Source organism: uncultured Psychroserpens sp. (assembly GCF_947492715.1).
Lineage (GTDB): Bacteria > Bacteroidota > Bacteroidia > Flavobacteriales > Flavobacteriaceae > Psychroserpens.
The window spans coordinates 14881-28588 of record NZ_CANLNS010000008.1 but is presented as its reverse complement, the minus strand read 5'-3'; the positions used below and the strand labels follow the sequence as shown (position 1 = coordinate 28588).

Here is a 13708-nt window from a genome sequence, read left to right as displayed (position 1 = left end):
TGTTCTTTTAGTTATAAATTTACACCTAGTAAACTGGTGTTGACACTTCAAAATCTGACTCTTTAGCAGCCAAATAACGTTCAGCATCTAAAGCAGCCATACAACCAGTACCTGCAGCAGTAACCGCTTGACGGTAAACATGATCGGCGGCATCACCAGATACAAAAACACCTTCTACATTTGTTTTAGCCGTTCCAGGTGTATTGATTATATAACCTGTTTCATCTAGCTTTAAATAGGCTTTAAAAATATCAGTATTTGGTTTATGACCAATGGCTACAAAAAATCCTGTTGCCGGGATTTCAAATTTTTCATTTGTTTTATTGTTAAACGCTCTTACGCCTGTTACCACTTGACCATCACCTAAAACCTCATCAGTTTCAGTATTGTATAGTATTTCAATATTAGGTGTATTAATAACACGATTAGCCATAATTTTCGAGGCTCTAAACTCATCTCGTCTAACCAACATTGTTACTTTAGTACACAATTTTGACAAATAATGAGCTTCTTCTGCCGCGCTGTCTCCAGCTCCAACAATTACAACTTCTTGGTTTCTGTAGAAAAATCCATCACATACGGCACAAGCAGAAACACCTCCACCGAGTTTTAAATATTTTTGTTCAGACTCTAATCCTAAATATTTAGCAGAAGCTCCAGTAGAAATAATTACGGTTTGGCAATGAATTTCTTTAGTATCGTTTACCCATACTTTATGGATATCTCCCGAAAAATCAACTTTGGTAACCCAACCATCTCGAATATCTGTTCCAAAGCGAGCCGCTTGATTTTGTAATTCTATCATCATTTCAGGTCCTGTAATTCCCTCAGGATAGCCTGGGAAATTCTCAACATCATTTGTTGTTGTTAATTGACCTCCTGGTTGCGTTCCTTGATAAAGTACTGGCGCCATATTGGCTCTTGAGGCGTATATTGCTGCAGTATATCCTGCTGGTCCTGAACCTATAATTAGGCATTTTACTTTTTCTATTGTATCAGACATATGTTGTTTCAATTTGTTATAGGCAAAAGTAGGTTTTTTGAACAAAAACTTACATCAAAGTTATTAACAGTTGTTATACATATATTGGATTTTTCAATGTTATAAATTATAAATTGAATCCATTTTTAGTTTGAATATGCAAATAAGATTTTAGCAATACTGGTAGTTTTTTTGTAAATTTAAAGTAATTCACATATTAAAATCATCAAAATTATGAAAGCTATCATTTCATCACTCCTAATTATACTGTTGATTTTTTCCTGCAAAGAGCAACCAGAGCACCAAGTTGAAGAAGCTACTATTGATGTTTCTGAAGTTGAACATAATTCGAATCCGCTTGAAGGTGCCTGGGAATTGGTAGGCTACTACAATTACATGGACAATAAAATTAAAGATTCCTTTAGAACCAGTGAAGGCTATAGACAAGTAAAAATGTATACCGACTCTAAGGTTATGTGGAGTAAGTATATCCCATCAGATTCTTCCGAATGGTTTGGCTATGGCAGTTATACTGTTAACGGCTCTGAGCTCGTTGAAATATTAGAATATGGTTCTGAAATGATGAGTAAAATTATTGAAGAGAAAAAAGAATTTAAACACGAACTTGTTATTAATGGTAATACATTTAGCCAAATTGAGATTGATGATGATGGCAATCGTATTTACGCTGAAAATTATAAGCGAATAGAATAGGTGTCATAAGGCTCCTATTTCAAAAACATAGGAGCTAATTAATTAACCTTTAATTTCAGCATTACCTATGTTATAAAAGGAATGGATATTCTTAATTAAACCATCTTTAATGTTATACCATTCGCATACTGTCATTTCTAAGCCTGTATTTTTATTCTTTTGCTCAAATTGAACACAGACATTTTCATCTTCCTGAATTTGTTTGATTATTGTAAGTGTATTACCAAGAAAATCATTTTTGTTCTTTAAAACGATATCCATATATTCAGACTTTGGAGTAATTGTACCAAATGGACTTGTATGACTAAAGTCGTCTGCAATTGGCAAATCCTCAATAACTCCATTGTTCCAGCAATCAAACCATTTTTTTACAATAGGGTGAATTATTTTCATTTATCTATATCTCTTTTTAATTGAAATTGATAATTCATAACTTTCGGAGGCTTCTTTCCAATTCCTTGTTCTATGCGATGCCCTTCTATTTCTAATAACTTTGACTGAAACTCTGCTCCACCAGGAAACTTAACATTTATTGATCCATCTGGTTTAAGAACGCGCCAGTATGGTACTATTACTTTTTTTGTTTCTCTTTCTTCTTCAGCGGCAAGAGCTACATACTTTAAATACACACCTGTAGGAATAGCTGCTGTTACCTGTACTCCCTTTTCTTTAGCTAGAGTCTCTCTAATAGTATTGTTAGTAAGAAGTTCTCCTTTTTTAGTCTTATTAATTATTCTTTCAATATCTAGGGCATTTGGTATAAGTATTTTTCCTTTACCTAACCTTTCTTCCCATTCTGGTGTAATCGTATGTATTTTTTCTTCTACATCATTAACCTTTTCTCTCCAAGATTTCTTTTTAGCCATGACCAAGGTATTATTAATTACGTACTTGTTTAGTGTTACTTTTTAAAACCAAAACACTTGTTAAATTAATAGCAGTTCCTATTAAGAAGACCATAATAAACATAATCAGGCCTTGAAAAATTGGTGACTGCATATACTCTGGTATTGTAGCCATATGCATTTGAGCTTTTTCAAGTTCTGCTTCGGTAAACCATTGCTGCTGCCATTGTTTAAAATGGTCACCTTCTATAGCAAAGAACAACATTCCATATATTCCCATAATTATAGAAGCTATAAACGTAATACCTATACCAATTTTAAATCCTTCACTAAACGAAACAAACTCGTTGTTTAATTTATCTCTAAAATATTTTATTCCTAGAGGAATAGTAAGTAAAGAAGCAATAATAGATAGGTAACCAATTGTTTCAGAAATATTAGGACCATATCTTGGAGCAATAAAAAACCAATTCAATAAACCAAATACTATTGAAATGCTCGCTCCAATAATACCATAGTGTATTACAAATTTTCTCATAATATAAATTTATTAATTCAAACTAAAATTAGAGATTTAGGGCAAATCCAAACTCACTCGAAAGTATGATTTTGAGTGATTTTAAGAAATTCACTCGAAAGTATGATTGATTAAATCATTAGTAGATTTAAATAATATTTAAATCACGACCAATTTTTATGGCTTCAGTTCTGCGCTTGGCATTAAGCTTAGATAAGATTTTTGAAACATGAGATTTTACTGTATTTTCAGTTATAAACAGGGTTTCTGCAATTTCATTATTGGAAAGTCCGTCAGACATTAATCCTAAAACCTTGAGTTCTTGCTTGCTTATGTTTAGTTCTTTTATGCGTTTTATATCAATTTCTTGTATAGAATTGGTATGCTTTCGGGCGTAAAAAAGTTTTGTGATAAAATATCCCAAAGCAATGAACAATATACCAGATATAATAAGAAATACATCGCTAAAACCTTGAGTATTCATTAATGAAAACTTGCTTACCTGAAAAAGAAGTATAACGACTACACTAATGGTTCCAAATATTACAATTGTACGCTTCATAAAAACAGTAAAGATTATGTTTTGATACTATAACTTTAAAATTAAAAAAGAAATTAATACCGTACATAGATTACACTTACTAAATTCAAAATCTCTTATATATTTAGTATATTTAGTTCTACTAACTTATTTGTAATGAGAGCTATATTAGTAATCACATATGTATTATGCATAAATTTTGGCTTTTCTCAAACTGAAGAAATTGCAATTACCACTATACAATCAAATATAAATAAGGCCGATCAATTTTATGAATCAAAACAAAAAGATAGTGCACTATATTATATAAATCAAGCTTTAATATTAGCTAAAAAATTTGATGTAGACAGTTTACAAATAAATACACTTCTCTCCTTAAGCAATATTGAAAGTAACAAACAAAATGCATTAAGCCATCTTATCAATGCAAAGCAAATAGCTAGAAAAAATAAATATTTCAACCTTCTTGCAAAAACCTATTTTAGAATAGGCGAATTCCATTATAAAAATGATACAAATAAATTAGCCTTTAACAATTATATTAAACTAGACTCTCTATCCAGTAAGCATCATGTTAACCCTTTTCTTTTAGCTATGTCCAAAACCAGACTAGCTGGCCTATTATTTAGAGCCAGTAATTGGACCGATGCTGGCCAATTTCCTCAAATAGAAATGCATATAAATCAAGGTTTAAAAATATGTGATTCATTTAATCTAAAGATCCCTGCGGCCAAATTAAATTTACAAAAAGGTGTGTTGAATAAATTTAGAAAAAACTATTCTGATGCCATTACTTACTATAACAAGGCATTAGAACTCTCTAAAAAAAATCAAGATTATGTAACTCTAGCGGTTATTTATAACGATATCGGAAGTCTCTATCACATTATGAAACAAATAGACTCTGCAGAAATTAACTATTTAAGGGCTATTGAAGTGAATAAAATGCATACAGATACCTTGAACCTTGCTCTCATGAATCTTCAAATAGCAAATTTTTATAATATGATATCAAGGCCCGAAAAAGGGTTAATTCGTCTAAGTATAGCCGAAAATTTATATAAAAAAAGAACTGATATACGTAGAGAAAATCTTTTTAAGCTTAATGACGTAGCCACTAACATCTACTTTTCATTAGGTAAACTTGATAGTGCCTTTTCTAAGTCTAAAGAAGCCAACAGGTTATTCGTAGAAATGACAAAGGTTAAGAATGAAGAAAATATAACCGAGTTAGAAGCTAAATACGATAATGCTAATAAGCGTAATGAAATTAAACTTTTAAAAGCTCAAAACAAACTCGTTGAGGAGCAAAAACAAAATCAGCGCAACCTTCTAATGGCTGCTCTTTGTATATCTCTTCTCGTTGCTGGTTTTTTATTTTTTCTCTATAGGAATAGACAACAAACAAATAAAAAATTAAAAGAGCTTGATATATTCAAAACAAATTTATTTACAAACATTTCACATGAGTTGCGAACACCTTTAACCTTAATTTCTGGACCTATTGAAAAACAACTACAAAACCCCGAAACACCAAGTAATATTAAAGAGAATTTATCTTTGGTTCAACACAATTCGGATAGGCTTGTAAATCTGGTTGATCAAATGACTGAATTGGCTAAGATTGATTCAGGGCAATCTCAACTAAAGGTTTCATACGGACATTTAAGAACTATATTACAACAACAATTAGCTGTATTTCAATTTCAAGCTGAGCAAAAACAAATCATATTAAATCATAATTTAGATGTCCCAAAAGAAGCCTGGTTTGATTCGGATATGCTTCAAAAAATAACAGCAAACTTATTGACCAATAGTATAAAACATGCAGCAAAAGGCTCAATCATATCTATTAAATCTTATGTTAATACTAACATGCTTGAATTCTCAATTAGTAATAAGGTAGATAATCTTAATGAGATTAATCTAAATAAATTGTTTGAACGTTTTTACCAAGTAAATAATAGTTCTAAAGGTATGGGTATAGGACTAGCTTTGGTAAGAGAATTAGTGAATTTACACAAAGGACAAATTAGTATAGAAAAAGCTAATGTGTCAACTATTGTATTTAAAGTACGATTGCCTATTTCTAAGGATGCGTATAACCAAGATGAAATAGTTGAAATGCTATCACCCAAGGCACTTGAAAGTTTATCATCAAATTCAGAAGACACCATCAAGGAAGATGCTTCTGTTTTATTAATAGTTGAAGACGATCCAGATGTTAGAACATTCATAGCCTCTATTTTTAAGGTTAATTATCAGGTTATTGAAGCAGTAAACGGTACAGAAGGAATTAGTAAAGCTTTAGAATTAATACCAGATCTAATTATAAGTGATATTATGATGCCAGAAACAGATGGTATAGCACTAACCAAATCTTTAAAGGCAGATGAACGTACTAGTCATATACCAATAATACTACTTACGGCCAAGGTTAGTGATGCCAATAAGCTACAAGGTATTAATGTAGGTGCAGATGATTACATTACTAAACCTTTTAAAAATGAACTCTTAACTGCCAAAGTTGATAAACTTATAGCTTTACGCAAACAACTGCAATTAAGATTTAGCCAAGAAATCATTTTGCGTCCGTCAGATATTGCTGTGACCTCTACTGAAGAACAATTTTTAGAAAAATTACAATCTGTTATAGATAACGAACTGATAGATTCTACATTTACTACTGAAGTCTTTAGCCAATCATTAGGCATGAGTCGTATGCAGTTACACAGAAAACTAAAAGCACTAACTGGACAATCTACTTCAGAGTTTATAAGAACCCAACGCTTAAAATTAGCTGCAGATATGCTTAAAAATTCTGATACAATAGTTTCACAAGTTGGTTACGCTGTTGGTTTTAACGATCATTCATACTTCACTAAGTGTTTTAAAAAACAATTTGGATGTACTCCCACCGAATTTTCTAACTCTAAATAATCCCAATAACCTCTTTTTTCTGCTGAGTAAGTATGTTGTTACATATTTACCAACTAATGTTACATATCTCACAAACGCTTGTCATACAAGTCTTTACATTTGAATAGTGAATACATGGCAAAGTATAATAAAGTATATAAAGGAGATCTTAAACGGTTTACCGACAATAAGATTTATATCAATGTAAACTACCTAAAAAAAGGGGTTTATGACTTGCACATCGTTTACAAAAACAAAGTAGTAAAACAAGTAACATTTAAAACATAAGTATGTATCATGAAAAAACTATTAACTTTTTTATTAATGTTTTGTACTGTATTAACAATCGTAGGTCAAAATGGTATTAACTACAAAGCAGTTGTTAAAGATAGTAATGGAGATGTATTGGCCAATCAAAACATAAGTATACAATTCACTATTTATGAAGGAGCTGCATTAACTAATAATGTTTATCAAGAAGATCATACATCAGTCGCAACTAACGCAAACGGACTTATAATTTTAAATATAGGAGAAGGTAATTCTAATAATAATTTAGAAGATGTTGATTGGAAAAAAGACGAACACTTTTTGAATGTACAAATTGATACAGGTTCTGGTCTGATAGATATGGGAACTACAGCATTTAAAGCTGTTCCTTATGCACACCACGCATTTAATGTTAATGGTTTAGGGGCACTAGACGAAGGTAATGGTATAGGTTGGCGATTATTGGGCATTAATCCTGATAATTATGGCAATATAGGGCAAAATTCTATAGACTTAAGCATCAATAATACGTTCAATAATAATAATGGCGCTGTGGGTCAAAATGCTTTTACATCTGGTCGCTTTACAACCGCTAATGGTGGTAGCACTACAGCTATGGGGCGAGGAACACAAGCAGAATCTTTTAATTCAACCGCAATTGGTAGCTATAATATTGGTGGAGGAAACCCAAATAATTGGGTGCCTACAGATCCTTTATTTGAAATTGGCAATCATGCAACTGGTATTTTAGGAAGATCAAATGCCTTAACCGTTTTTAAAAACGGACAACATTTAATACAAACTTATTCAAGCAATATAGAATATGGTCTAAAAATAATCTCTTTTGGAGATGGAGCTGTTATTGAAGCTTCCGATACAGGTCTTGTTGTTGAAGGCAATCAAGCTGGGATTACAGCAAGTGCAATAGCAACAAATAGTGAGGATATTGATATAAACCCAGACATTATACTTGGTGGAAAATTTGGGAGAATTTATTCGGACCCTGGAGATAATGATTCTGGCATTAGAATAAAATCAAATAGTGATATAATTTTTGATTTAGATGACGACGCTGCCGGTCCAGGGTTCAATTATTTTAGAATAAATAGTCCCTTTAACCCTGATTTTTCTATTTTTTCTGTTCATACTAGTGGAGAAGTACAAATTAATAATAGTGTGGTTCATTCATCAGATAAACGCCTAAAAGAAGATATAGAGGAACTTGTATATGGGTTAAATGAAGTACTACAACTAAACCCTAAGCAGTATTTTTGGAAGGGTAAGGATCATAAAAGGAAATCCTTAGGTCTTATTGCTCAAGACATTCAAACCATTATTTCAGAAATAGTCGTTGAAGGAAACGATGAGCAAAAAATGCTAAGTGTAAACTATATAGAACTTATTCCTGTTCTTATTAATGCTATCAAAGAACAGCAAAGAACAATAGATAACTTAAACAATCGTCTTTTAGCCCTTGAAGCTCTAGCTACAAACAATTAGACTTCTGAAAATAAATCAAAATTTAAAACATGTTAATATGAAATCGACTAAGTATGTAATTTTATTTTTATGTATCACATTGGTGTGGTCATGCTCCAGTGATGATGATGCTAATAACCAAAATCCACCAACAGTGGCTCAACTTCTTGTGAGCCATGGCTCATGGTCTTTAGAAAGTTTTACTGTACTAGAAATAAGAGATGCCGGGCCTTCCACTGCAACTTCTCAAGAAATAGAAGACGGAATAATGGATGATTTGTCAGGCACTACCATAGTATTTAATTCAGATTTTACGGGGACACTTACCAACCCTCAAGCACAATCACCATTTACCTGGTTAATAAATACTGATGATAGTTTGATTCTAACACAAACAAGTGGAGATGTAATAAACTTTGACACAGTTAGTGTAACAGATACCCAATTGATGTTAAATACTGAAACTACTTTCTATGACAGTGTAGTAGATTATGACTTAGAGGTTTATGGAACTTTTGCTTTTGAGTAGATAAAACGCTAAAGTAGAATTGGTAATAAAAAAATGAAAACTATGAAAACTCTAAGACTAATAATTTTATGTGGTGTAATAATTACATCCGTTAACTGTAGTAGCGATGATGACGGAAATACGGCTCCAGTACAACCAGTAGAAATATATCTACCAACTAATGTTACCGTTACAGATAGTGATGGAAATATGGGAGGGATGGAGGTATCTTATAATGATGATAACCAAATAAACAGTTTGCAATTAGACTATAACGGAAGCTCATTCAGTATAGGATTAATTTATTCTGATGGCAGGCTATATCAAGTCTTGAATAATACAATGCCTATTATTACTTTTCACTATACCAGTGGCATATTAAGTAGTATCGTAGATGAGGTTGGTGGTGGTACTCTTAGTGTAGCCTACGAGCCCATGAATAATAAATATACGATAGATGGTGTAGCTGAGTATTATTTTAATACATCTCATAATCTAATCACAGCAAATAATGGTCTCTTTTTAACACAAATTAGTTATAGTAATAATTCAGGTCATAAAGGCATGTATAGTCCAGATGCATCCTTGCCCTTACCAATGCATTTTTTGGCTAGTGCTAATGAATTAAAACTGTTTTATTATTTGGCTAATCAGCGTATAAATAATGTTCAATTTAATTTTAGCGGAGCAGGAACAATAGAAAATTATTCAGATTACCAGCTAGATGAAAATGGAAATATTTCTTCTTATAAAGTAAACCTTGAAAGTGGTGTTATAGAAGATATTGTTATAGATTATGAATTAAGAACTATTAATTAAATGCCAATAAACCACTTTAAACTATGAAAACAACAATAGTAAAAATAAGTTTGAGTATTATCCTTTTATTATTTAGCTGTAGTAGTGATGATGATTATACCAATTCTGCCTCTCCACCAACAGAACTGTATATACCTAAACAAATAGATGTGATTTACGGCAATAATAACCAAAGAACATGTTTAATTGAATATAACGATGCAAACCAAATTAGTAACTTAAATTTTCAATACAACAATATAGATGATGGAAGTTATAACATTACATACAGCAATGGCAAAATAAATCAAGTAACAAAAGGAGAGTCTTTGCAATATACGTTCCTCTATACAAATAATATCTTAAGCAGTATACAATTAGTAAACTCTAGTAATTCCAATAGTTTTGACATAACCTACGATTCAGACAATAACATTTATACATTGGGATCCTCTTCAGTATTTTATTTTGATAGCTCAGATAACCTAACTAGAATTGTGAGCGGTGATATTGAACGTTCGTTAAGTTTTACTAATCCAAATGCTTCAGAAGGTATTTTTAGTACTAGTCATGTACCCTTACATCTTATTTTTATTTTATCATCAATAGAGTTTGAAACACTATATTATTTATCGTCAAAACAAATTAGCGAAGCATCTGTAACCTATGATGGAGGTTTTCAAAATTCATCATTTTACGATTATGAGTTAGATAATAATGATAAAATAATTGGCTTTAAAATAGATAATGATTGGGGAGCTGTGATGCGAACAGATCAGATTTCAATTGTTTATCAACTACTTACAACCGAATAGTACATGATTATTAAAAGAAGAGATAAATTTTTAAAAGAAAATAGTATTATGAGAACGTTTGCATTTATTATAGTGATATGCTTTTCTGTTTTTTCTCAAGCGCAAATCATAGAAAAGTTTAGTTTAGATAGCGGTGGTGCATCTATAATTTCTGGAAATATTCAAGTTATATACACCATTGGCGAGGTTAATGTACAAGAATTAAGTGCAGGTAATGTACATATATCTGAAGGTTTTATAAATTCTGACGGTTTTAGTACTACATTAGGAATAGATGATATTGAAGAAAATGGTATTTTAATTTTTCCAAATCCTACTACATCAGAAATAAATATTAAAACATTTCTTTTAATTGATTCAATTGAAATGTATAATAGCTTAGGTAAAAAGGTAGTTAATATTAAAAATACTAATAACGTTAAAATTGGATACCTATCTTCAGGGATTTACTTTCTAAGACTTAAGACAGGAAATTTCGTTATAAATAAAAAGATTATTGTTAGCACTTATTAAAGCTCATTTAAAAAGAGTGCTCATAGAGCGAAGAGCTGTAAAGCATAAGTTTTAACCAAAAAGAGTGCTAAATAAATTTGAAGTTTTCATACACTTTTGCTTTAAGAATTATATATTGAAAAACAAAAGTCAAATCAGATGATTTTGGCTAGCTTTTTAAGGCATTTTAAAACAAGGTAACTGCAGAGGTAACTTATTATTTTTAAATCATATCAAACTAAATGATTACCTAAAATGACAAAGGCTTGATAATTATACGATTACCAAGTTTTTCCTACTAATTGATTTTATAAAAAGTCGAGGTGGCAGGATTAGCTACACTGATCCTGATTGTAGGTTGTTACAAATTAAAGTGTCGCTTTAATTTTATCTAAAAACAAAAAGGCTCTCTTAAGAAAATAAATTTTCTACGAGAGCCTCTCTGCTTTAACTGGTCGGGGTGGCAGGATTCGAACCTGCGACCTCCGCGTCCCAAACGCGGCGCGATAACCGGGCTACGCTACACCCCGAAAATGGTTATCAAAAAAAGCGGAGAGACCGGGATTCGAACCCGGGCAACACTTACGCGTTGACAGATTAGCAATCTGCTCCATTACCACTCTGGCACCTCTCCAATAAAATTTAAAAAGAACGTCTTTTTAATGGGATGCAAATGTAACTTTTCATTAGCAACAACACAACAATTTTTTATATTTTTTTCAGTAAAATTTATTCGGGATATTCAATTCTTAGATGGAATATGTTGGCTAACTTCGTTTTAAGCACTTTTTTGATAGATTGAATTTCCTTAAAGGTAATATTCGCATTTAAAAATTGACCATCTTCCATTTGTTTGCTAATAATACTTTCTACAAACTTATCAATCTTCGTTGTTGTAGGCTCTTTAAGACTCTTAGAAGCGGCTTCAACACTATCGCACATCATAAGTATGGCTGTTTCTTTACTAAAAGGCTGGGGTCCTGGATATCTAAAATCTGCATCGTTCGTATCGTCATTAAGTTCTTTCTCTTTTCGGTAGAAATAATACACTAAACTTGTACCATGATGCGTCCTAATAAAATCAATAACTCGATCTGGCAAATTATGCTTCTTTGCAATCTCAATGCCATCTAAAGTATGATCAATTATAATTTTGGCACTCTCTCTAGACGATAGTTCGTCATGCGGATTAATACCTGTAGCCTGATTTTCTGTGAAATAGGTTGGGTTCTTCATCTTTCCAATATCATGATACAATGCTCCTACCCTAATAAGCATAGCGTTCGCTCCTATTTCATTTGCAGATGCCTCAGCCAAATTGGCTACGTTTAAAGAATGATGAAATGTACCCGGTGCTTTATTGGCAAGTTGCTTCAAAAGTTTTGTATTCGTATCTGAAAGTTCTAATAAAGAAACATCAGAGACTAAACCAAATAACTTTTCATAAATATAGATGAGAGGTTGTACAAATAACGTTGCCAGTCCACCAAGTACGAAAAGTCCAAAAGTAGTAGGATTCAAATTGGTGATATCGCCTTCTTGAATTACAAAAAACGCAAAATAAGCTATAATGTATATTAAGGTTATTTGCCCAACTGAAATAAATAGGTTGGCACGTTTGTATAATTCTGAAACGGTCAAAATAGTTACGATTCCCGCAATAATTTGCAAAAACATATATTCATAACTATTTGGCACAATAAAGCCTAAGAGTAATACTGTAAGGACATGTGCAAATAATCCCAACCTTGCGTCAAAAAATGCTTTTAAAACTAATGGAAGAATACACAAAGGTACTACGTAAACATACTGAGAATTATAATTAATGATTAATGTGGTCAACAAAATCATTAATAAAATATTAAAGAATATAAAGGTGACTTTAGTATTATCTAAGAAAACATCCATTCTATATTTCCGTAGAAACAATAAAAGCATTAACAAGGCCAATGCTACAAGTAAGGCATAGGCAAATACAATTAAGTTATAATTAGACTCGTTCCAAACTTGAGATTCGTATTCGGTTTCCAAGGATGTTAAGATATCGTATTTGTTCCCTTCAACGAGCTCACCTTTAGATATAATTAAAGTTCCCTTCTCAATTCTACCTCTAACACTCGAAATACCTTCTAACCTTTCATTTAAAGCATTTTGAGTAAAGGACGCATTTAAACTTAAATTAGGTTTTATAATATTAAAAAACATGGAAACAAAAGTGGCATCAAACCGAGATAAACCATTGTCTGCCAATTTCCTTTCAATAACACTTCTAAACCCATCAAATTTTGTAAGATTTGAAAATTGAGTCTCATCATATTGTGTCTGCTGTTCTAATAATATGACATTCTTATCGTTTAAATAGTCATAATCTTCATCTAAAACTCCAAACTCATAAATATCTAGAATTGCAGATTCACCTACGCTATATAAATTACGATGTGTCCTAACAATACTGTCATTAAATGATGCTTTGAATTTTTCAGAATAGTCACTTAGAACAGATGATTCAACCAAAGTATTAATGTCGAAATAAACGGCACTCTTTTCTGAAGCCTCTTGCCGTTCGTTTTTAATTTCCTCATTAGATTTTTTTATGGCAAAATCGAATGGCGCGAGCAAACTTTCAGACTGCCAAGGCTTTCCTTTATCAAAATCATATTTAAATTTTCCGCTCTTCGGAAATAAATAAACAATCAAAAAGGTAGTACTTAAAAACAAAAGCACTTTATATAAAAGTGCATGATTTCGATACCACTTATTAATTAAATCATTCATTATTATAGGAGTTAAAGTACGATTTAACAATTATGGGCAATACGTACTAATAC

At 31.6% G+C, this 13708-nt stretch carries 14 protein-coding genes and 2 tRNA genes; 8 read left to right on the top strand and 8 right to left on the bottom strand.

What is annotated here, in order from left to right; translation table 11 throughout:
• Positions 1–25 precede the first annotated feature (25 nt).
• A complete protein-coding gene (gene trxB / locus Q0787_RS16835; RefSeq protein WP_298904058.1) occupies positions 26–1003 on the bottom strand; it encodes a thioredoxin-disulfide reductase in 978 nt (325 codons plus the stop codon).
• A gap of 213 nt (positions 1004–1216) precedes the next feature.
• Here trxB and Q0787_RS16830 point away from each other — a divergent pair, with 213 nt between their 5' ends.
• Positions 1217–1696: a hypothetical protein gene (locus tag Q0787_RS16830; RefSeq protein WP_298904056.1), complete on the top strand. Its 480-nt coding sequence runs from the start codon at positions 1217–1219 to the stop codon at positions 1694–1696.
• A 42-nt stretch (positions 1697–1738) separates the two neighbouring features.
• Here Q0787_RS16830 and Q0787_RS16825 read toward each other — a convergent pair whose 3' ends face one another.
• The 4 genes from Q0787_RS16825 to Q0787_RS16810 form a co-directional block, all read right to left on the bottom strand.
• Complete coding sequence (locus Q0787_RS16825; protein WP_298904055.1) at positions 1739–2089, bottom strand: nuclear transport factor 2 family protein; 351 nt, start codon at positions 2087–2089, stop codon at positions 1739–1741.
• A complete protein-coding gene (locus tag Q0787_RS16820; protein ID WP_298904053.1) occupies positions 2086–2562 on the bottom strand; it encodes an MGMT family protein in 477 nt (158 codons plus the stop codon). Before Q0787_RS16820 ends, Q0787_RS16825 begins: the two co-directional genes overlap by 4 nt.
• Positions 2563–2575: 13 nt before the next feature.
• Positions 2576–3079: a DUF4199 domain-containing protein gene (locus tag Q0787_RS16815; protein WP_298904051.1), complete on the bottom strand. Its 504-nt coding sequence runs from the start codon at positions 3077–3079 to the stop codon at positions 2576–2578.
• Positions 3080–3206: 127 nt separating this feature from the next.
• On the bottom strand, positions 3207–3620 hold the full coding sequence (locus Q0787_RS16810) for a LuxR C-terminal-related transcriptional regulator (protein WP_298904049.1): 414 nt from the start codon (positions 3618–3620) through the stop codon (positions 3207–3209).
• A gap of 135 nt (positions 3621–3755) precedes the next feature.
• Between Q0787_RS16810 and Q0787_RS16805 the strand changes: the two genes are divergently transcribed.
• The 7 genes from Q0787_RS16805 (at position 3756) to Q0787_RS16775 (ending at position 10901) form a co-directional block, all read left to right on the top strand.
• The gene (locus Q0787_RS16805) at positions 3756–6539 is read left to right on the top strand and encodes a response regulator (RefSeq protein WP_298904047.1); all 2784 of its coding nucleotides are present in this window, start codon (positions 3756–3758) and stop codon (positions 6537–6539) included.
• A 114-nt stretch (positions 6540–6653) separates the two neighbouring features.
• Positions 6654–6806: a hypothetical protein gene (locus tag Q0787_RS16800; RefSeq protein WP_230937270.1), complete on the top strand. Its 153-nt coding sequence runs from the start codon at positions 6654–6656 to the stop codon at positions 6804–6806.
• A gap of 9 nt (positions 6807–6815) precedes the next feature.
• Positions 6816–8288, top strand: coding sequence for a tail fiber domain-containing protein (locus tag Q0787_RS16795; RefSeq protein WP_298904045.1), 1473 nt, complete (start codon positions 6816–6818; stop codon positions 8286–8288).
• Positions 8289–8325: 37 nt separating this feature from the next.
• Complete coding sequence (locus Q0787_RS16790; RefSeq protein ID WP_298904043.1) at positions 8326–8796, top strand: hypothetical protein; 471 nt, start codon at positions 8326–8328, stop codon at positions 8794–8796.
• 42 nt (positions 8797–8838) lie between these two features.
• A complete protein-coding gene (locus Q0787_RS16785) occupies positions 8839–9594 on the top strand; it encodes a hypothetical protein (protein WP_298904041.1) in 756 nt (251 codons plus the stop codon).
• Between the two features lie 23 nt (positions 9595–9617).
• Positions 9618–10388, top strand: a complete 771-nt coding sequence (locus Q0787_RS16780) for a hypothetical protein (RefSeq protein WP_298904039.1) — start codon at positions 9618–9620, stop codon at positions 10386–10388.
• Between the two features lie 48 nt (positions 10389–10436).
• Positions 10437–10901 carry a T9SS type A sorting domain-containing protein gene (locus tag Q0787_RS16775; RefSeq protein ID WP_298904037.1) on the top strand — a complete coding sequence of 155 codons (465 nt, stop codon included), beginning with the start codon at positions 10437–10439 and terminating at the stop codon, positions 10899–10901.
• 431 nt (positions 10902–11332) lie between these two features.
• On the opposite strand, the gene Q0787_RS16770 is transcribed toward Q0787_RS16775, so the two are convergent.
• From Q0787_RS16770 to Q0787_RS16760, 3 genes are all read right to left on the bottom strand, one after another.
• Positions 11333–11410 (bottom strand) — tRNA-Pro (locus tag Q0787_RS16770).
• A 20-nt stretch (positions 11411–11430) separates the two neighbouring features.
• Positions 11431–11514: transfer RNA gene (locus tag Q0787_RS16765), tRNA-Ser, on the bottom strand.
• A gap of 95 nt (positions 11515–11609) precedes the next feature.
• Positions 11610–13655 carry an HDIG domain-containing metalloprotein gene (locus Q0787_RS16760; RefSeq protein WP_298904035.1) on the bottom strand — a complete coding sequence of 682 codons (2046 nt, stop codon included), beginning with the start codon at positions 13653–13655 and terminating at the stop codon, positions 11610–11612.
• Positions 13656–13708 lie beyond the last annotated feature (53 nt).

Excerpts from the sequence above, each read along its gene's own strand:
- Q0787_RS16795 (WP_298904045.1), top strand. The coding sequence starts at position 6,816 with ATGAAAAAACTATTAACTTTTTTATTAATGTTTTGTACTGTATTAACA.
- Q0787_RS16820 (WP_298904053.1), bottom strand. The coding sequence starts at position 2,562 with ATGGCTAAAAAGAAATCTTGGAGAGAAAAGGTTAATGATGTAGAAGAA.
- Q0787_RS16825 (WP_298904055.1), bottom strand. The coding sequence starts at position 2,089 with ATGAAAATAATTCACCCTATTGTAAAAAAATGGTTTGATTGCTGGAAC.
- Q0787_RS16760 (WP_298904035.1), bottom strand. The coding sequence starts at position 13,655 with ATGAATGATTTAATTAATAAGTGGTATCGAAATCATGCACTTTTATAT.
- Q0787_RS16780 (WP_298904039.1), top strand. The coding sequence starts at position 9,618 with ATGAAAACAACAATAGTAAAAATAAGTTTGAGTATTATCCTTTTATTA.
- Q0787_RS16830 (WP_298904056.1), top strand. The coding sequence starts at position 1,217 with ATGAAAGCTATCATTTCATCACTCCTAATTATACTGTTGATTTTTTCC.
- Q0787_RS16790 (WP_298904043.1), top strand. The coding sequence starts at position 8,326 with ATGAAATCGACTAAGTATGTAATTTTATTTTTATGTATCACATTGGTG.
- Q0787_RS16800 (WP_230937270.1), top strand. The coding sequence starts at position 6,654 with ATGGCAAAGTATAATAAAGTATATAAAGGAGATCTTAAACGGTTTACC.
- trxB (WP_298904058.1), bottom strand. The coding sequence starts at position 1,003 with ATGTCTGATACAATAGAAAAAGTAAAATGCCTAATTATAGGTTCAGGA.
- Q0787_RS16805 (WP_298904047.1), top strand. The coding sequence starts at position 3,756 with ATGAGAGCTATATTAGTAATCACATATGTATTATGCATAAATTTTGGC.
- Q0787_RS16815 (WP_298904051.1), bottom strand. The coding sequence starts at position 3,079 with ATGAGAAAATTTGTAATACACTATGGTATTATTGGAGCGAGCATTTCA.
- Q0787_RS16785 (WP_298904041.1), top strand. The coding sequence starts at position 8,839 with ATGAAAACTCTAAGACTAATAATTTTATGTGGTGTAATAATTACATCC.
- Q0787_RS16810 (WP_298904049.1), bottom strand. The coding sequence starts at position 3,620 with ATGAAGCGTACAATTGTAATATTTGGAACCATTAGTGTAGTCGTTATA.
- Q0787_RS16775 (WP_298904037.1), top strand. The coding sequence starts at position 10,437 with ATGAGAACGTTTGCATTTATTATAGTGATATGCTTTTCTGTTTTTTCT.